A 17,499-nucleotide genomic window follows, 5' to 3' on the forward strand; every position below is an offset into this window, starting at 1 on the left:
TCAGCCTGGCGAGCATCAGCCCGGGATTGCTGCCCAAGCACTTGCTGCGGTTACGCCAGCGTCTGGGTGAGCAACTGCTGCCCAAACAACGACGGGGGCGACAATGCCCCCGTGTTGTGAAGAAGCCCCCTGCTCGCTATCCGTTCAAGCAGGTTCGTGCTGTTAAGTGAACGGCATTACGCCCTGGGCGCTGCTTTTTTATGCTGCGATGCCGCAGCCGCTGCGGCATCGGAACTGGGCAATGGCTTATTGCGCAGCGGTCTTGCTGCCGTCCTTGTGCCAGTTGAAGACGTCGAACTTGAAGCTGTTGAGGTCGCCGGCCTTGTTCCAGGACAGCTCGCCCACCGGGCTGGGCAGCTTGGCGCCCTTGAGGAACTGGGCCACCTTCTCCGGCTCGTTGGCGCCTGCGCCCTTGATGCCTTCGGCAATGGCCAGCGTGGCGGCGTAGGCCGTCATCTGGAAGGCGCCGCCGGGGTTGCGCTTCTTGTCCTTGAAGGCCTGCACGATCTTGGCGTTGTCCGGGTTCTGCGTGAAGTCCGCCGGCAGCGTCACCAGCATGCCCTCGACGGCGTCGCCGGCGATGGCGTTGATGTCGGGGTTGCCCACGCCTTCGGGGCCCATGAACTTGGCCGTCACGCCTTGCTCCTTGGCCTGGCGCAGCAGCAGGCCCATTTCGGGGTGGTAGCCGCCGAAGTACACGAAGTCGATGCCTTCGGACTTGAGCTTGGTGATCACGGCAGAGTAGTCGGTGTCACCGGCGTTGATGCCTTCAAAAATGGCCACGGGCACCTTGGCGGCCTGCAGGTTGTCGCGCACGGCGCTGGCAATGCCCTGGCCGTAGGAGGCCTTGTCGTGCAGCACGGCGACCTTGCTGGGCTTGACCTTCTCGATGATGAACTTGGCGGCGGCCGGGCCTTGCTGATCGTCGCGGCCGATGGTGCGGAAGATGAACTGATAGTCCTTGCCGTCGGTCAGCGCGGGGGAGGTGGCCGAGGGCGTGACCATGACCACGCCTTCCTCGTCATAGATGGGCGCAGCGGCGATGGTGGCGCCCGAGCAGACGCCGCCGACCACGTAGCCAATCTTGTCGTTGACCACGCGGTTGGCAGCCACCGGGCCTTGCTTGGGCTCGCAGGCGTCGTCGATGTAGACCGCCTCGAGCTGCTTGCCCAGCACGCCGCCGCCGGCGTTGATCTGCTCGATGGCCGTTTCCACGCCTTCCTTGACCATGTCGCCGTACTGCGTCACGGGGCCGGTGGTCGGGCCGACCACGGCGATCTTGATGTTCTGGGCGTAGGCGCCGGCCGAGAATGCCAGCGCGCCGGCGATGGCGGCGGCAGTGACGACCGACTTGAGACGAAATTGCGTCATGATGGCTCCTTGATGTGTGTGCAGGGCTGTTCGAGATGCAGAACAGGTTTTGATGGATTTGCTCGCGCATGCGCCTGGCCATGCGCTTGGCGGCAGCACGCGCAAAACGGATCAAGCATACACGCCAAAATTGTTTGCGCCATTGAGGCAAACGCGGATTTCCGAGCCCGCGGTACGGGTTCATCAATGGGGCGCAGCGCCGCTTTTTGGGCGTGCGCCGCAGGACGAAAGGATGGCAATGGAAGACGAGCAAAGCCGCGCCGCTGCAGGCATTGCGCTGGATTGGCACGCCGCAGGCGAGGGCGATGGCAGGGGCGATGGCGCGCCCTGCTGGGCGCATGTGCGCGTGCGCAATTCGGGAAAACTCGGGGCTATGACGGTGGCCATGTGGCTGCAGCTGCGCGAGGTGTTCGAGCGCATCGCGCAGCAGCCGCAGCTGCGCTGCGTGCTGGTCACGGGCGAGGATGGCGCATTTTGCGCCGGCGGCGACATTTCCGAGTACGCGCAGTTTCGCTTCGAGCCCCAGTCGCTGGCGCATTTTCATGAGCAGCAGGTCTGGGGCGGCCTGGGCGCCATGTTGGCCTGCGAGGTGCCGCTGATTGCCGCCATCGACGGCCCTTGCATGGGCGCGGGGCTGGAGATTGCCAGTTGCTGCGATCTGCGCATCGCCACGGCGCGCTCGCAGTTCGGCGCGCCGATTGCGCGGCTGGGCTTTCCAATGGCGCCGCGCGAGCTGGCCCTGGTGGGGCGCGCCGTGGGCGATGCGCTGGCGCGGCGCATGCTGCTGGCCGCGCAGGTGCTGCCGGCGCAGGCGCTGCACGAGGCGGGTTTTGTGGCCCAACTGCTGCCCGAGCAGGAGTTCGAGGCCGCCGCGCAGCAATGGGTGCAGCGCCTGCTGGCCCTGGCGCCGCAGGCCGCGCGCATGCACAAGCGCAGCCTGCGCACGCTGGCCGACGCCGGCCAGCAACAGGCGCTGGCCGCGCTGCTGCCCGGCGCGTACGACTACGCCCCCAGCGCCGAGCACCGCGAAGGCATCGCCGCCTTTCTGGCCAAGCGCAAGCCGCAGTTTTGAACAGCTTGCAACGGGTTCTGAATCAGCGCCGGGCGTGGCGCAAGGCGGTGTACAGCCCGGCGGCGACGATCAGCGCCGCGCCCAGGTAAAAGCCCCAGGCTGGCTGCTCGCGCCAGATCAGCCAGCCCAGCAGGGTGGACCACAGCAGCAGGCTGTAGTCAAAGGGCACGACCACGGCCGCCGGCGCCAGCCGAAAGGCCTGGGTGATGAAACCCAGCCCCAGCGTGGCGCACAGCGCCAGCGCGGCCAGCTGCGGTGCGTGTGCGGGCGACAGCGGCACCCAGAAGCCGCCCAGCAACGCAGCGGGCGCGGCAAACACCAGCTGGCCCAGCACGATGTAGGTCATGGTGGTGAGCATGTGCTCGCCGGGGCGGATGCGCCGCGCGCTGAGCATCATGATGGCGTAGCCCAGCGCGGTGAGCACGGGCAGCGCCATGGCCCACAGGGGCTGATGGCTTGCCTGCGCTGCGCTGGCGCCGTGTGAGGCGGCAATCAGCACCACGCCGCAAAAGCCCGCACCGATGGCCAGCCAGGCGCCCAGGCCCAGGCGCTCCTTGAGCACCAGGGCCGAGATCAGCGCGATGAACAGCGGCGCGCAAAAGGTCAGCGCCGTGGTGTGCGCCAGCGGCAGCAGCGTCATGCTCCAGTAAAAGCAGATCGCGCAGATGACGTTGATCAGCCCGCGCAGCGTGTGGATGCCCAGATTGGCCGTGCGCAGCGCGGCCGGGCCCAGCGTCAGTGCCACCAGCGCCAGCAGCGCCGGCGCGGCCAGCGCGGCGCGCAGCAGCAGCAACTGCATGGGCGGGTAGTGCGCGCCCAGCCACTTGGCCAGGGCATCGCTGCAGGCCAGGCAAAAGGCCCCGGCCAGCATGTAGGCAATGCCGGCCGCGTGGCGCGGCGCAGGCGCGGCGGTGGTGCTCATGGCTTGGCAGGTGTTGGCGTGGCCGGTGTTGGCATGCAAGGCCGATTGGCGCTCAACGGCGCTGCAGCACGAAGTGGTGCACCCCAGCCTCATCGGTGTGCTGCGCAATCAGCGCATTGCCGGTTTGCCGCGCAAAGGCGGCGAAGTCCTGCAGCGAGCCGCTGTCGGTGGCCAGCACGCGCAGCCGCTGGCCGCTTTGCAGCGTGGCCAGCGCCCTCTTGGCACGCAGGATGGGCTGCGGGCAGCGCAGGCCCTTGGCATCGACTTCGAGGGCCACCGCGCCGGCTGCTGCATCGCCCGCAGCGTCCACGCCATGGTTGGCGATGTTGGCGCTGGCTGCCGGGGCCGGTGCGGCAGCTGGCGCGGCGCTGGCCGTGTGGGCATCGGTGGGCGCTGCGCTGCTGGCCTGGGCGCTGGCCTGCGGGTAGCGCTCGATGACCTGCGGCTCGAAGCCGCGCGCGCGCAGCCATTTCTGCAGCGCCAGCCCGGTGCCCGTGGTCCAGACCGTGGCCTGGGCCGGATCGACCAGCCGGTATTCGGACAGCTCGGGCGAGAGCGCGATCTCGCCGGTGGCGAGCACGTGGTAGCTGATGAGCACCTGGTTCATGCGCAAAAAGGCCGAGACATCGACCAGCGTGCACTGCTGCACGTCGAGGTTGACCTCCTCCTTGACCTCGCGGGCAATGCCTTGCTCGGGCGTCTCGCCCGCCTCCATGAAGCCCGTGATCAGGCCGAAGAAGCGGTCTTTCCACAGCGCATTGCGCGCCAGCAGGATCTGGCCGTGGTACTCGACGATGGCCGCCAGCACGGGCGTGGGGTTGTTCCAGTGCGTCCAGCCGCAGGCCGGGCAGCGCAGCCGGTCAACCAGGCCGCTGTCTTCCTGCGCCTGCACCCAGGCCAGCGCCGTGGCGCAGTGCGGGCAGTAGCGCATCTCGTAGGTGGGGGTGCTCATGGGGTGCTTTTGCTGTTGTTTTGTGCGGGTGGGCTGGGAGTGAGGGCCTGTCTTGCGTGGCTCAGCAGGGCCAGAGACTTTGAACAGGCTTTCAGATCGGAAACACGCCGGTGGACAGGTAACGATCGCCCCGGTCGCAGACCACAAAGGCAATCACCGCATCGCGCACCGCCGCCTGCACCTGCAGCGCGGCCCACAGCGCGCCGCCCGAGGAGATGCCGGCAAAGATGCCTTCCTCACGCGCCAGGCGGCGGCACATGTGCTCGGCATCGTCCTGGGCCACCGGCAGCAGCTCATCGACCAGGCCGGGCTCGTAGATGCTGGGCTGGTAGGGCTCGGGCCACTTGCGGATGCCCGGAATGCGCGCGCCCGGCGCGGGCTGGGCGCCGATGATGCGGATGGCCGGGTTCTGCTCCTTCAGATAGCGCGCCACGCCGGTGATGGTGCCGGTGGTGCCCATGGCGCTGACGAAGTGGCTGATGCGCCCCTGCGTCTGCTGCCACAGCTCCGGCCCGGTGCTCTCGTAATGAATGCCCGGGTTGTCGGCGTTGGCGAACTGGTTGAGGATCACGCCCTCGCCCCTGGCGGCCATGGCCTCGGCCAGATCGCGCGCGGCCTCCATGCCGCCGCTCTTGGGAGTCAGAATCAGCTCGGCCCCGAAGGCCTTCATGGTCTGTGCGCGCTCGATCGACAAATCCTCGGGCATGACCAGCACCATGCGATAGCCCTTGATGGCCGCGGCCATGGCCAGCGCAATGCCGGTGTTGCCCGAGGTCGGCTCGATCAGTGTGTCGCCGGGGCGGATCTGGCCGCGCTGCTGCGCGCGCTGGATCATCGCCAGCGCCGGGCGATCCTTGACCGAGCCGGCCGGATTGTTGCCCTCGAGCTTGGCCAGCAAGGTATTGCCGCGCGCCAGACACGCCTGGCGCTCAAGGCGCTGCAGCGCCACCAGCGGCGTCTGGCCGACGATGTCCTCAATCGTTTGGAATTGCATGCTGCGAATGTGCCATATAATTTGCCGCTTTCTGCCAGCCGGAGTGGTGAAATTGGTAGACGCAGCGGACTCAAAATCCGCCGCCGCAAGGCGTGCCGGTTCGATTCCGGCCTCCGGCACCAGCGAATGTGCAAGGGCTTACGACCTGAATGGGCGTAGGCCCTTTTTGTTGCCCGCTCTGAGTCGAAAGCTAAAAGCACACAGCCCCCGGGCAGAGCGGGGGCTGTGTGCTGTGCTGTGATGCGATGTGATGTGATGTGATGTGATGCGGGGCAGGGCGTGCAGGCCGGGGCGGCTCAGCCCTGCTCGCCGCGATCGGCCTGCTCCAGCTCCTTGGCCAGTTCCGGGTGGCGGATCAGCAGCTCAAACAGACACACGGCCGCGCCGGGCGGCACCTGCCGGCCTTGCTCCCAATCGTTGAGCAGGGCCAGCGGGGTGTTGATGAGCCGCGCGAAATTGACCTGCGGCAGGCCCAGGGCCTTGCGGGCCTGGCGGGTCTTGGCCTGCTGGGGCGTGCTGCCAGCCTCGACAGGGCTGGGCACGCTCGCGCCAAAGGGCGCGGGCGGCGCTGCGACGGGAGCCTGCACCTTGGTGGCCACCGCATCGGCCATTTCTGCCAGGTTGATTTTTCTTGCGCACATAGGGATATCTCGTCGATGAGGGGGTGATCCCATTTCCCGGTCAAGGGCTTGGCTGAATGCGCTCGCTGGCTTGGGCAGCCCATGCCAGCGGCCGCATGGCCTGCCGCCTGGATTGAGAAATGGAAGAAAAAGCACCTGCCTGGCCAGAGCGCCGGGCAGGCCCACAGTGCCCATGGCGTCATCGGCGGCTGGCGCAAGCTGGCGAAGGGGGCGATGACGGCCATGCATGGCACGCAACAAAGCCGATTGTAGAAGCGGATGCCCAGGCCGGCGCTGAAGCAGGGCGCAAGCTGTGCGCCAGGGGGGATGTGTTGCGGCCTGCCAGGGTTGTTGAGATTGAGTGTTGCGGCGGTGTTTTCGGTCAAAACTGCGCAGCCGCAGCGTTTTCGCCTTGCATTTGCGGCTTTTGCCGCGAAAAACCGCTTCGCAAACCAAATTTCAACAACCCCTAATTCAAATGCGTCAACAGGTGATGCCAGAAGCGTGTGCGCAGTGCCAGGGTGGAGATGAGGATGTGTTCTTGCCGGGTATGGGCGCCGTCGCCGTCTGCGCCCAGGCCGTCCAGTGAGGGCACGCCCAGTGCGGCGGTGAAGTTGGCGTCGCTGCCGCCGCCGGTGGGCGGCGCTTCCTCCAGCGTCAGGCCCACGGCGCGGGCCGAGGCCTGGGCGCGTTCGAGCAGGCGCTGGGTGTGCTCGGTCTTGACCATGGGCGGTCGGTTGATTTCGATGTCGACTTGCAGTGTCACATCCTCGCCCACGGGGCGCAGGGCGCGCAGCCTGGGCAGCAGCTCGTCGATGGCTGCGGTATCCGGCAGGCGCAAATCCACGGTGCAGCGGCATTGGGCCGGCACGGTGTTGGTGGCGCTGCCGCCGGTGATGGTGCCGACGTTGACGCTGATGCCGTGCTCGTAGTCGGTCATGGCCTCCAGCGCCAGGATTTGGTGGGCCATTTCGCGAATGGCGCTGCGCCCTTGCGCGTGGGCCACGCCGGCGTGGGCGGCGCGGCCCTGCACGCACAGGTACAGCATCCCCGTGCCTTTGCGCGCGGTCACGCAGCGTCCGCCGTGGGCGCGCGCTGGCTCTGCCACCAGGCAGTAGCGGGCGTTGCGGGCAAAGGCTTCGATGTGCCTGCGCGAGGCGTGGCTACCGGTTTCCTCATCGGGCACGATGAGCAGGTCCACCGGCAGCGCTGTGCTGCCGGGCCGGGCTGCGGCTGCCAGTGCGCTCAGCGCCATGTACACCCCGGCTTTCATGTCGTAGCCGCCAGGGCCGTAGAGGCGATCGCCTTCGATGCGCACGGGGTTTTCCTGCAGCATGCCGATGGGGTGGACGGTGTCGCAATGGCCCAGCACCAGCAGCCCTGGGCGGGCGTCGCCCTCTGCCCGGTTGCTGATGTGCAGCAGGGGCAGCTCAGGGCCGCTGGGCTGGCCTGGGCGCTCGGCGCTGATGGGCGTGAGTCTGGTGCGCAGGCCGGCGGCCTGGGCCGCGTTGCGCATCAACTCGGCCATGCGCGTGACGGCTGCCGCATCGCTGGAAGGAGATTCGCAGCGCATCCAGTCGCAAATGCCTTGCACGAGGGGGGTGGTATCGAAAGTCATGCGTCCATTCAAGAGGTGGCAGAAAACGGGCGGGGCGTGCCAGAGCCTGGGCGCGATGCCTGGCAGGCATTGCACTCAGCCCTGTACGAGGTGGCAGGCGACGCTGTGCCCGGCGGCGCTGGCCTGCAGCGCCGGCGCCTGCTGCTGGCAGAGCGGCATGGCGTGCGGGCAACGTGGATGAAAGCTGCAGCCCGGCGGCGGGTTCAGCGGCGAGGGGATTTCGCCCTGAATGGGCGCGAAGATGCGCTTGCGCCGCGAGACGTTGGGGACTTCGGCCAGCAGCGCTTGGGTATAGGGGTGCTGGGCCTGGGCGAAGACGCTGGCGGTATCGGCCATTTCGACGATCTTGCCCAGGTACATGATGGCCACGCGGTCGCAGATGTGGCGCACCACGCTCATGTCGTGGCTGATGAACAGGCAGGTCAGGCCGCGCTGGGCGCGCAAGTCCATGAAAAGGTTGATGACCTGGGCCTGGATGGACACGTCCAGCGCGGCCACGGGCTCATCGCAGACGAGAAATTCCGGGCCGACCATCAGGGCCCGGGCAATGCCCACGCGCTGGCGCTGGCCGCCGGAGATCTGGTGCGGCAGGCGGTTGCGGTATTCCGGCGCCAGGCCCACCTCGGCCAGCGCGGCGTCGACGCGCGCGGGGATGTTGGCCGCAGGCGCCAGGCGGTGCACGCGCAAGGCTTCACCGAGGATTTGATGGAGCTTTTGGCGCGGGTTGAGCGAGGCCTGCGGATCCTGGAACACCATTTGCACGCCCAGCGTGTAGGCCAGTTTGTCGGCCCCTTGCAGGCTGCGCACATCCTGCCCCTGGTAGTGCAGCTGGCCCTGGCAGGGCTGGTGCAGGCCGGCGACGATGCGCCCCAGGGTGGATTTGCCGCAGCCGGACTCGCCCACCAGCCCCAACACTTGGCCGCGCGCAACCTCCAGGCTGACGCCATTGACGGCGTGCACGGTGCGCGTCTGCATCGGCTGGCGCGTGATGGCGGCCAGCCAACGGGTCAGGGCGTCTGGCCGATGGCTGAAGCGTTTGTGCACATCGCGCAGTGCAATCACTGGCGGGGCCTGGGCAGGTTCGGTGGTGTTCATGTCCAGTTCTTGCGTGGTGTTCATGCGCTGGCCTGCAGCGGGTGAAAGCAGCGGTATTCGCGCGGGCCCTGCGCTGTTGCCTCTGTGCTGGGCGCCGGTTGTTCGGACAGGCAGCGGGCGCTGGCGCGGGGGCAGCGCGGCGCAAAGGCGCAGCCACTCACGCGCCCCGAGAGGCTGGGGGCCATGCCATTGATTTGCGCCAGGCGCTGGCCCGGCTGGGCCTGTGCAGGCAGCGATTGCAGCAGCCCTTGCGTGTAGGGGTGGCGCGGCGCGTCGAACACCGCATCGACCTGGCCGCTTTCGACGATGCGCCCGGCGTACATCACGGCCACGCGGTCGGCCAGCTCGGCAATCACGCCCAGGTCGTGGGTGATCCAGATCAGCGCCGTGCCGTGTTGCTGGCAGATTTGTTGCATGCGGTAGAGGATTTGCCCCTGGATGGTGACGTCCAGCGCCGTCGTGGGCTCATCGCAGATGATGAGATCGGGCCGGTTGAGCATGGCGATGGCGATGGCCACGCGCTGGCGCATGCCGCCGGAGAACTCGTGCGGCCAGCTGCGCAGGCGCTTTTGCGGCGCGGGGATGCCGACCATGGCCAGCGCCTGGGCGCAGCGCTGCAAGGCCTGGGCGCGCGGCACGCGCTCGTGGGCCAGGATGGCCTCCATCATCTGCTCCTGGATGCGCAGCACCGGGTTGAGCGTCATCAGCGGGTCCTGAAAAATCATGGCGATGCGTCTGCCGCGCAGGCTGCGCATGGCCTTGGGCGTGAGCTGGCGCAGGTCCTGGCCCTGCAGCAGCACCTGGCCCTGGGTGACTTCACCTGGCGCGTCGATCATGCCGAAGATGGAAAAGCCCGTGACCGATTTGCCCGAGCCGGACTCGCCCACCAGGCCCAGGATCTCGCCGCGCTGCAGCTGCAAGCTGAGCTCGCTCACAGCCGGCCAGGCCCCCTCCTCGGTGTGAAAGACGGTGTGCAGGTTGCGAATTTCCAGCAAAGGTTCTGCCATGTCTTGGCTCCTCTTAGCTCCTTGGGTCCAGGGCTGCGCGCAAGCGATCGCCCAGCAGGTTGATGGCGAGGATCAGCGCCAGCAGGGCCAGGCCGGGGAACATGCTGATCCAGTACTCGCCCGAGAGCAGATAGTTGAAACCGTTGGCGATCAGCAGGCCCAGCGAAGGCTCGGTGATGGGCACGCCCACGCCCAGGAAGGACAGCGTGGCCTCCAGCGCGATGGCATTGGCAATCTGGATGGTGGCAAACACCAGCACCGGGGCGATGCAGTTGGGCAGCAAGTGGCGCGTCATGATGCGCCAGGCGGAAAAGCCCAGATTGCGCGCGGCCTCGACGTATTCCTTCTTGCGCTCCTGCAAGGCGCGGGCGCGCATGATGCGCGCGTAGTTGGCCCATTGCACCAGCACGATGGCCAGGATGACCTTGTCCACCCCTCGGCCAATGGCTGCCAGCAGCACCAGCGCCACCAGCATGGAGGGAAAGCCCAGGATGAAATCCACCACGCGCATGAGCAGGGCGTCGATGGCGCCGCCGCGGTAGGCCGCAAGCAGGCCAGCCAGGGAGCCGATCAGCGCGGCCAGCCCCACGGCGCTGAGCCCCACCACCAGGCTGATGCGCAGGCCGTAGAGAATGGCGCTGAGCATGTCGCGCCCCTGATCGTCGGTGCCCAGCCAGTAGGTCGCTCCCGAGGCCGATTGCGCGCCGGGCGCCAGGCGCCCATCGAGAAAATCCAGCGCGGCCAGGTCATAGGGGTTTTGCGGCGCCAGCCAGGGCGCCAGCAGTACCACCGCCAGCAGCGCCAACAATGCCAGAGCCGAGCCCTTGACCGAAGGCTTGCTGCGCAGGCGGCGCAGGATGGCGCGGCGCGCGGGCGTGTGCTGCAATGGCTGGGCGCGCGGGCCGCCCCCATCGGGCGAGACGGATGGGGGCGGGGCAAGGCGTTGCGTCATGAGGCCTCCTGCTGCAATTGCACGCGAGGATCGAGCGCCGCGTAGAGCACGTCCACCACCAGGTTGATGACGACGAAGGCGAAGGTCACCAGCATGACGTAGACCACCACCACCGGGCGGTCCAGGCGCTCGATGCTCTCGATCAGCAGCTTGCCCATGCCGGGCCAGGCGAACACTTTCTCGGTGATGGTTGAGTACGCCAGCAGATGGCCAAACTCCATGCCGATGACGGTGATGACTGGGATCAGGATGTTGCGCAGGATGTGGCGGCCCACGATGCGCCGCTCGCTGATGCCCTTGGCGCGGGCGAACTTCACGTAATCCTGTGTCTTGGCGTCCATCACGCCCGTGGCCGTCAGGCGCAAGACCAGGGCGATGTTGGCCAGCGCCAGGTTCGTGGCCGGCAGCAGCACGTGGCGCCAGCCATCGGCTGTCAGCAGTGACAGGGGCAGGCCCAGCACCGCCACCGTCTCGCCCCGGCCCGAGGCGGGCAGCCACTGCAGCCAGACGGCAAACAGCAAGATCAGCATCATGCCTTGCCAGAAATTGGGCAGGGAAAAGCCCAGCACCGAGCCGCCCATCAGAGTGCGCCCCAGGGCGCGGTCGTGGTAGAGCCCGGCCAGCAGCCCCAGCGCAATGCCCAGTACGCAGGTCAGCGCCATGGCCACCAGCACCAGCTCGAAGGTGGCCGGAAAGCGCTGCAGGATCAGCTCAATGCTGGGCACGCCGTGCACGAAGGAAACGCCCAGATCCCCCTGCAAGGCCCTGTGCATGAAGTTCAGATACTGCTGCCACACGGGCAAGTCCAGGCCCAGGCGCGCGATCATGGCCTGGCGGTCGGCCTCGCTGGCATCGGGGCTGACCAGCAGCTCAATGGGGTCGCCCACGGCATACACGGCCAGAAACACCACCAGCGATACCGCCAGCAGCACCATCACGCTTTGCACCAGACGGCGCAGCACATACAGAATCACGGGCACTCCTTGTCAGGCAAGGTCTGCACGAATCTCGGCATCGTGCGCATCGGCCGATTGGCGCGAGTCTGCTGCCTCGCAAAGCCCATCCAAAACCGCTGTTTGCTCATTCGCGCCGAGATTGTGAACAGGCGCTCAAGGTGCAGGCTTGACCGCCGTGGCCAGCGTGTACTGATCGCGCCGCCCTTCGTAGCTCAGCCCTTTCTTGAAGGCCCAGATGCTGCTTTCGAAATGCAGGGGGATCAGCGGCACGTTCTCCAGCGCGATGCGCGTGGCCTTTTGGTACTGGGCGCGGCGCTGGCCATCGTCCATGAGCAGCATGGCCGGCAGGAAGACTTCATCGAATGGCCCATGGCTGAAGCCGCCGTAGTTGCTGGTGCCCAGGCTTTTCTCGCGATCGGTGGTGGTCAGCCAGTACTGGAACAGCGCCGAGGCCTCGCCGTTTTCCGATGGCCAGCCGCCAATGGCAAAGCTGAACTCGCGCTTGGCGCGCTTGGGAAAGTAGATCGCGGCGGCCTGCGCGTCCACCTGGGTCTTGATGCCGATGCGCGTGAGGTACTGGGCCACGGTCTGCGCGATTTGCCCGTCGTTGACGTAGCGGTCGTTGGTGGAGGTCAGCGTCAGCTCAAAGCCATTGGGGTAGCCGGCCTCGGCCAGCAGCTCTTTGGCGCGCTTGGGGTCAAAGGCGATTTGCTCGGGCTTGTCCAGGCTGCCGAACATGCCATCGGGCATGTATTGGTAGGCCACCGTGGCCATGCCATCCATCAGGCGCTGGACGATGGCCTTGCGGTCGATGGCCATGTTGATGGCCTGGCGCACGCGCAGATCCTGCAGCGGGTTCTTGCCATCGGGCGCCTTCACGAAGGGGCTTTGGGCGCGGCCCACGTCGGGCTGGAAGAAGATCAGGCGCGTGGACGGAGTGGCCACGAAATCGAACTGGCTGTTGTTCTTGATGCGCGGCAGATCGCGCGCCGCCGGGTTTTCGATCAGGTCGTAGTCGCCGGCGAGCAAGCCCGTCAGCCGGGCGCCGGGATTGGGCACGGGCACCAGCTTGACCCTCTCCCAGTGCGGCTTTTCGCCCCAATAGCCGTCGTTGCGCTCCAGCTCGGTGCCTGTGCCCTTGACGTAGGACTTGATCTTGTAGGGGCCTGTGCCCACCAGGAATTTGCCGGTATTGAAATCGGCCACGGTGGGCCAGGGCGAGGTCACGCCGCAGCCTTGCTTGGGGGCGAAGTGCAGCTTGTCGAACTGGGCGATGCCGCTCCAGATGATGGGCAGCGCCCGCGCCAGCTCCACGGGCATGGTGGGAATGGGGCGCGTGGTCTTCAGGATGACGGTGTGTGCATCGGGCGTTTGCACATCGGTGAAGCTGCGCGCCGGCTCGGTGTAGGAGCGCGAGACGTTGGCCTCGTTGTTCAAAACCCTGCAGATGGTGAACAGCACGTCCTGCGAGGTGAAGGGCGCGCCGTTGGAGAATTTCACGCCCTGGCGCAGCTTGATTTCCCAGGTCAAGTCGTCCAGCGCGCGCCAGGACTCGGCCAGGGCCGGCACGGGTTGCATTTGCGCGTTGCGATGGACCAGCGATTCGAAGACGTGCGCGGCCAAGGCGTCATTGGGCGTGACCTTGTGGTAGTGCGGGTCGGCGGCGGTGGGCTCCGAGGCCAGGCCGATGGTCAGCGACTGGGCCCAGGCAAGGCCCGTGCACAGGGCCAGGGGCGTGAGCAAGGCCCATGCGGCGCCGCGCGCCAGCGTGCGGCCATGGCCGCGGGGGGTATGCAAAGTGGTCATGAAAAATCTCCTCGTTGACAGCGCCTGCGGGCGGTTTGGGCGGCTTATCGCTCCACCGTGCGGTTCCAGCGCTTGCTCCACGCCGGGCGCTCGGCGTTGATCACGTCCCAGTCCAGCACGACGGCGGTTTTCAGGATGTCGTTCATGCGCGCCTGGTCTTCTGCGGCCTTGCCCTTGAGCGGGGCCTGGGGGTTGACGGGGTTGTAGGAGCCGTGCTCCATGGCCAGCGCCTGGGCCTGGGGGCTGACCAGGTAGTCCATCAGCTTGAGCGCCATGGCGCTGTCGGGGTTGTCGGCCAGCGCGCATTGCGCCGTCATGAGCACCACGGCCCCCTCCTTGGGCGCGACGAACTCCATGGGGATGCCCTTGGACTTCATCAGCTCGGTCTGCGTGAAGGTGTAGGGAAAGAGCGCGGCGTCACCCGCTTGCATCATCTCGACGATCTTGCTGGAGTTGGGGATGTATTCGACGACGTTGGGGCCGATGGTCTCGGGCCAGGCCTCGAAGCCGGGGTTGACGTTGCTCTCGTTGCCGCCCTTGAGGCGGTTGAACATCAAAAAGGCGTGCAGGCCAAAAGAGGATGCGGGCATGGACTGCACGACGACCTTGCCTTTGTACTTGGCATCGGCCAGATCGCCCCAGGAGGTGGGCGGCGCCCAGCCTTGATCGGCAAAGGCTTTGGTGCTGTAGGCCAGGCCGGTCAGCCCCATGGACAGGCCCACGGCATGGTCCTTGATGCGCACGATGTCGGGCAACGAGGCCATGTGGCCGCTGGGCTGGATCTTCTCGCACAGGCCCATGCCGATGGCGCGATACATGATGCCGTCGTCCAGCGTCATGACGTGCATTTGCGCTTTGCCCTTGGCCGCCTGGGCCTTGGCCAGGATGTCGGTGGAAGTGCCGGGCACGACCACGACCTTGACGTTGTGCGCTTTCTCAAAGGGCGGAAAGACGAACTGCGTGTAGGTGCGCTCCATGTTGCCGCCGTTCATGCCGATGTACAGCGTTTGGGTTTGCGCCTGGGCGCTGGCGCACAGCAGCGCGGCGCTGGCCGCCGCCAGGCCCAGGGATGCCTTCAGCAAGGTCTGTTGCGGTTTTTTCATGGCGTGTCTCCTTCATGGGTTGTGCGGGGCTGTGCCGCCCCGCTGGTGCAAAAACGGTCGATGGCAAACGCCTGCAGCGGCGTGTCGGTGCGCCCTTGGGCAATGAGCTCGGCCAGCACCTCGCCCACGCCGGGGCCGAGCTGAAAGCCCGCGCCGCAAAAGCCAAAGGCGTGGTAGAGGCCAGGCCGGCGCAGGCTGGGCCCAAGGATGGGTTGGTCGTCGGGCAGGCTGCCTTCGTTGCCGCTCCAGGTGCGGATCAGCTGGGCATGGGCCAGCTGCGGCAGCAGGGTGCTCAGCCGCGCCATCTGCGCCAGCAAGGCGCCTTGGGTCGTGCGTGCGTGCTCGGGCAGCTGCCCGGGGGCGTCGCAGGTGTGCGCTGGCGCCGCGCCCGGAGCAGGGAACAGGTGGCCGCGCCCGCCGCCGAAGACGATGTTGCCCCGGCGCACCTGGCGCAGGTAAATGCTGCCGCCTTCGACCCCCAGGCTCCAGGGCAGGAAAAAGGGCAGGGGTTCGGTAACGCCCATGGCCGGCGCGATGGTGTGCATGGGCACGGCCTCGCCCCATTGAGCGGCAAAAGGGGCGGCCCAGGCGCCGGCGCAGTTGACGAGCACGGGCGCGCAGGCGCGCAGGCTGGGCGCGGCTGCGGCCCCAGGCCGGGCCGTGTGCTGGGTGGGGGCGGCGTGGACGATGAAGCGCTGGCCATCGTGCTCCACGGCGCAGGCGGTGGTGTGCTCGCGCACATCGACGCCATGGCGGCGCGCGGCCTGGGCAAAGGCCGGCGCGACCAGGCGCGGGTTGGCCTGGCCGTCCTCGGGGCACAGCGAGCCGCCGACGATGCGCGCGCCCACGGCAGGCAAGTGCTTTTGCAGTGCGCTGCGCCCCTCGATGAGCTGCAGGTTCAGGCCATAGTCCTTGCTGCGCTGTGCGTACTCGGCCAGGGCCTGCATGTGCGCGGCCGTGAACGCCATCTTGAAATGGCCGCTGCGCTCGTATTCGCCATCGGTGCCGATCAGGCTGCGCAGCCGCCCCCAGAGCTGTTGGGAGCGCTGGGCCAGCGGCAACTGGGCGATGGCGCGGCCCTGGCGGCGCACGCCGCCGAAGTTGATGCCGCTGGCGCGGGCGCCGCAGACATCGCGCTCCAGCAGCGTGACTTGCAGCCTGTGCCGCTGGCGCAGGAACAAGGCCGTGGCGCAGCCCATGATGCCGCCGCCGATGACGATGACGTCGCTGCCAATGCGGGTGCTGCCGCTCATGGGGCGTTGCCCTCCGATTTTTGCGAGGCCAGGGCGGCGCCCAGCGGCACGGGTTTGATGGGGGCCTGCGCGCGCAGCCGCCCGACCTGCTGCACGGGCATGCCCAGGGTGTGGGCCAGCAGCTCGGCGGCGGCGGCGGCGCACATGCGGCCCTGGCAGCGGCCCATGCCCACGCGGCACAGGGCCTTGAGGCGGTTGAGCTCCTGCGCGCCGCCTTCGGTGATGGCGGCGTGCACCTGGGCGGCGGTGATGTGCTCGCAGCGGCAGATGACGAGCTCGCCTGGGCAGTGCTGCGCCCATTGCGCGGCAGGCAGCGGGAAGGCCTGTTCCATGGCCTGGCGAAAGCGTTGCGCGCGCGCCAGCTGGCGCTGCAGGCGGGCGATGCGCGTGGCATCCACCGGCAGGCCGCGATCGGCCAGCAGCGCCCAGGCCGCCAGCTCGCCCGAGCATTCGGCCGCATCGGCCCCCAGGACGGCAGCGCCGTCGCCAGCCAGGTACACGCCAGGCACGCTGCTGCGGCGCATGGCGTCGATGGTTGGCACGTGGCAGCGCTGCACGGGCGAGAAGCTGAACGCGCAGCCGAGCAGATCGGCCAGCTGGGTCTCCGGGCGCAGGGCGTGGCCCAGGCCCACGGCGTTGCAGGCGCTGCGCTGCGCTCGGCCAGCATGGTCGCGCCAGACTATGGCCTGGGCGCGCTGCTGGCGGGCATCGCCTTCGATGTGCAGCAGTTGCACGCCCCGGTGCACGGGCACGCGTTGCGCGCGCAGTCTGGCGATGAGCTGCAGCCCCTGGGCCGCGATGGCGGGCTGGCTGAGCATGCCGGGGATGGCGCGCCAGCGCGCCGCGCGGGGGGCGGTATCGAGCACGGCCACGACCTGCGCACCGGCGCGGGAGTATTGGCTGGCCACCAGGTACAGCAGCGGGCCGGTGCCGGCGAACACCACGGCGCTGCCAATGGCGCAGCCCTGGGATTTCAGCGCCACTTGCGCGCCGCCCAGGGTGTAGACGCCGGGCAGCGTCCAGCCCGGCAAGGGCAGGACGCGATCGGTGGCACCGCTGGCAACGATGATCTCGCGCCAGGGCAGGCAGGAGAGCGTTTGCGTGGGTTGATGCAGCAGATCCAGCCCGTCGGGCTGGGCGTTCCACAGCAGCGTGTCGGGGCGGTAGTCGATCTGCGCCTGGATGCTGGCAAAGCAGGCATGCACGGCCCGGGCGCGCCCGGCCTGGCTGCCGTAGAGCTCTTGCGCGCTGCGCTCAAGCCCCGGCGGCGGCTGGCGGTACACCTGCCCGCCCGAGCGGGGCGCCTCGTCCACCACCACTGGGCGCAGGCCGTGGGCCAGCAAGGTGGCGGCAGCGCGCACGCCGGCCGGGCCCGCGCCCACGACGATGGGCGGCAGATCGGCGCAGGTGCTGCGCTGCAGGCGAAAGTGCGGGGCAGTGGTTGTCATGGGCCTGGGCGGCGTTGCGCGCCGTTGGTGCAGATGACCATGCCCGGCTCCAGCAGGCTTTGGCAGGCGCGGATGCTGCGCCCATCGGCCAGGCGCACCCAGCAATCCTGGCAGGCGCCCATGAGGCAAAAGCCTGCCCGGGGCAGCTGGCTGAATTCATGGGTGCGCAGCTGTGCGCCTTGGGTGAGGATGGCGGTCATGACCGTGTCGCCCAGCAAGGCGCGGGCCGGCTGGCCGTCGAGCGTGAACTGCACCACGGGCCGATCCAGGGCCTTGAGGCGCTGGAGCAGGGCCTCTGCGCGGACTTCATGTGCGGATGAGCTGGGCATG

Annotated in this window: 16 protein-coding genes, 1 tRNA gene and 1 pseudogene; 2 read left to right on the top strand and 16 right to left on the bottom strand. The window is 68.0% G+C overall.

Features of this window, described 5'->3' with window-relative positions; translation table 11 throughout:
- Window positions 1-246: 246 nt before the first annotated feature.
- Window positions 247-1,371, bottom strand: a complete 1,125-nt coding sequence (locus tag CK625_RS12990) for a high-affinity branched-chain amino acid ABC transporter substrate-binding protein (protein ID WP_095540757.1) — start codon at window positions 1,369-1,371, stop codon at window positions 247-249.
- A gap of 232 nt (window positions 1,372-1,603) precedes the next feature.
- On the opposite strand from CK625_RS12990, the gene CK625_RS12995 reads away from it, so the two are divergent.
- Entirely contained in the window at window positions 1,604-2,443 is an 840-nt protein-coding gene (locus CK625_RS12995) for an enoyl-CoA hydratase/isomerase family protein (RefSeq protein ID WP_238945670.1), read from the top strand.
- Window positions 2,444-2,465: 22 nt separating this feature from the next.
- Here CK625_RS12995 and CK625_RS13000 read toward each other — a convergent pair whose 3' ends face one another.
- The 4 genes and pseudogenes from CK625_RS13000 to cysM form a co-directional block, all read right to left on the bottom strand.
- A complete protein-coding gene (locus CK625_RS13000) occupies window positions 2,466-3,365 on the bottom strand; it encodes a DMT family transporter (protein ID WP_095540783.1) in 900 nt (299 codons plus the stop codon).
- A gap of 52 nt (window positions 3,366-3,417) precedes the next feature.
- Entirely contained in the window at window positions 3,418-3,675 is a 258-nt protein-coding gene (locus CK625_RS13975; RefSeq protein WP_172425182.1) for a sulfurtransferase TusA family protein, read from the bottom strand.
- Window positions 3,676-3,747: 72 nt separating this feature from the next.
- Window positions 3,748-4,317 (bottom strand): annotated as a pseudogene (locus tag CK625_RS13980) (NUDIX domain-containing protein); the annotation flags it as partial.
- Between the two features lie 91 nt (window positions 4,318-4,408).
- Window positions 4,409-5,311 (bottom strand): cysteine synthase CysM, encoded by a 903-nt coding sequence (gene cysM, locus CK625_RS13010; RefSeq protein ID WP_095540760.1) that lies wholly within the window; start codon window positions 5,309-5,311, stop codon window positions 4,409-4,411.
- A gap of 37 nt (window positions 5,312-5,348) precedes the next feature.
- Here cysM and CK625_RS13015 point away from each other — a divergent pair.
- Window positions 5,349-5,433, top strand: a tRNA-Leu gene (locus tag CK625_RS13015).
- 174 nt (window positions 5,434-5,607) lie between these two features.
- Here the strand turns inward: CK625_RS13015 and CK625_RS13020 are convergent.
- The 11 genes from CK625_RS13020 to CK625_RS13070 form a co-directional block, all read right to left on the bottom strand.
- Window positions 5,608-5,952, bottom strand: coding sequence for a helix-turn-helix domain-containing protein (locus CK625_RS13020; RefSeq protein WP_143326290.1), 345 nt, complete (start codon window positions 5,950-5,952; stop codon window positions 5,608-5,610).
- Window positions 5,953-6,400: 448 nt separating this feature from the next.
- Complete coding sequence (locus CK625_RS13025; RefSeq protein WP_095540762.1) at window positions 6,401-7,549, bottom strand: M20 family metallopeptidase; 1,149 nt, start codon at window positions 7,547-7,549, stop codon at window positions 6,401-6,403.
- Between the two features lie 75 nt (window positions 7,550-7,624).
- A complete protein-coding gene (locus CK625_RS13030; RefSeq protein ID WP_429001318.1) occupies window positions 7,625-8,668 on the bottom strand; it encodes an ABC transporter ATP-binding protein in 1,044 nt (347 codons plus the stop codon).
- Window positions 8,665-9,651 carry an ABC transporter ATP-binding protein gene (locus tag CK625_RS13035; protein ID WP_095540763.1) on the bottom strand — a complete coding sequence of 329 codons (987 nt, stop codon included), beginning with the start codon at window positions 9,649-9,651 and terminating at the stop codon, window positions 8,665-8,667. Before CK625_RS13035 ends, CK625_RS13030 begins: the two co-directional genes overlap by 4 nt.
- Window positions 9,652-9,664: 13 nt before the next feature.
- Window positions 9,665-10,603, bottom strand: coding sequence for an ABC transporter permease (locus CK625_RS13040; RefSeq protein ID WP_095540764.1), 939 nt, complete (start codon window positions 10,601-10,603; stop codon window positions 9,665-9,667).
- A complete protein-coding gene (locus CK625_RS13045; protein ID WP_095540785.1) occupies window positions 10,600-11,577 on the bottom strand; it encodes an ABC transporter permease in 978 nt (325 codons plus the stop codon). Before CK625_RS13045 ends, CK625_RS13040 begins: the two co-directional genes overlap by 4 nt.
- Before the next feature lie 135 nt (window positions 11,578-11,712).
- Window positions 11,713-13,365 carry an ABC transporter substrate-binding protein gene (locus CK625_RS13050; RefSeq protein WP_095540765.1) on the bottom strand — a complete coding sequence of 551 codons (1,653 nt, stop codon included), beginning with the start codon at window positions 13,363-13,365 and terminating at the stop codon, window positions 11,713-11,715.
- A gap of 44 nt (window positions 13,366-13,409) precedes the next feature.
- Complete coding sequence (locus tag CK625_RS13055; RefSeq protein ID WP_095540766.1) at window positions 13,410-14,468, bottom strand: extracellular solute-binding protein; 1,059 nt, start codon at window positions 14,466-14,468, stop codon at window positions 13,410-13,412.
- Complete coding sequence (locus CK625_RS13060) at window positions 14,465-15,721, bottom strand: NAD(P)/FAD-dependent oxidoreductase (protein ID WP_095540767.1); 1,257 nt, start codon at window positions 15,719-15,721, stop codon at window positions 14,465-14,467. The genes CK625_RS13055 and CK625_RS13060 overlap by 4 nt, the downstream gene beginning before the upstream one ends.
- The gene (locus tag CK625_RS13065; RefSeq protein ID WP_172425179.1) at window positions 15,718-17,169 is read right to left on the bottom strand and encodes an NAD(P)/FAD-dependent oxidoreductase; all 1,452 of its coding nucleotides are present in this window, start codon (window positions 17,167-17,169) and stop codon (window positions 15,718-15,720) included. Before CK625_RS13065 ends, CK625_RS13060 begins: the two co-directional genes overlap by 4 nt.
- Window positions 17,166-17,498 carry a (2Fe-2S)-binding protein gene (locus CK625_RS13070; RefSeq protein WP_095540768.1) on the bottom strand — a complete coding sequence of 111 codons (333 nt, stop codon included), beginning with the start codon at window positions 17,496-17,498 and terminating at the stop codon, window positions 17,166-17,168. The genes CK625_RS13065 and CK625_RS13070 overlap by 4 nt, the downstream gene beginning before the upstream one ends.
- Between the last annotated feature and the right edge of the window lies 1 nt (window position 17,499).

It is taken from the genome of Vandammella animalimorsus, assembly GCF_002285265.1.
Classification (GTDB): Bacteria; Pseudomonadota; Gammaproteobacteria; order Burkholderiales; family Burkholderiaceae_C; genus Lampropedia.

Coding starts and splice junctions, on each gene's coding strand:
- CK625_RS12990 (WP_095540757.1), bottom strand. CDS start 1,371: ATGACGCAATTTCGTCTCAAGTCGGTCGTCACTGCCGCCGCCATCGCC.
- CK625_RS12995 (WP_238945670.1), top strand. CDS start 1,604: ATGGCAATGGAAGACGAGCAAAGCCGCGCCGCTGCAGGCATTGCGCTG.
- CK625_RS13000 (WP_095540783.1), bottom strand. CDS start 3,365: ATGAGCACCACCGCCGCGCCTGCGCCGCGCCACGCGGCCGGCATTGCC.
- cysM (WP_095540760.1), bottom strand. CDS start 5,311: ATGCAATTCCAAACGATTGAGGACATCGTCGGCCAGACGCCGCTGGTG.
- CK625_RS13020 (WP_143326290.1), bottom strand. CDS start 5,952: ATGTGCGCAAGAAAAATCAACCTGGCAGAAATGGCCGATGCGGTGGCC.
- CK625_RS13025 (WP_095540762.1), bottom strand. CDS start 7,549: ATGACTTTCGATACCACCCCCCTCGTGCAAGGCATTTGCGACTGGATG.
- CK625_RS13030 (WP_429001318.1), bottom strand. CDS start 8,668: ATGAACACCACGCAAGAACTGGACATGAACACCACCGAACCTGCCCAG.
- CK625_RS13035 (WP_095540763.1), bottom strand. CDS start 9,651: ATGGCAGAACCTTTGCTGGAAATTCGCAACCTGCACACCGTCTTTCAC.
- CK625_RS13040 (WP_095540764.1), bottom strand. CDS start 10,603: ATGACGCAACGCCTTGCCCCGCCCCCATCCGTCTCGCCCGATGGGGGC.
- CK625_RS13050 (WP_095540765.1), bottom strand. CDS start 13,365: ATGACCACTTTGCATACCCCCCGCGGCCATGGCCGCACGCTGGCGCGC.
- CK625_RS13055 (WP_095540766.1), bottom strand. CDS start 14,468: ATGAAAAAACCGCAACAGACCTTGCTGAAGGCATCCCTGGGCCTGGCG.
- CK625_RS13060 (WP_095540767.1), bottom strand. CDS start 15,721: ATGAGCGGCAGCACCCGCATTGGCAGCGACGTCATCGTCATCGGCGGC.
- CK625_RS13065 (WP_172425179.1), bottom strand. CDS start 17,169: ATGACAACCACTGCCCCGCACTTTCGCCTGCAGCGCAGCACCTGCGCC.
- CK625_RS13070 (WP_095540768.1), bottom strand. CDS start 17,498: ATGCCCAGCTCATCCGCACATGAAGTCCGCGCAGAGGCCCTGCTCCAG.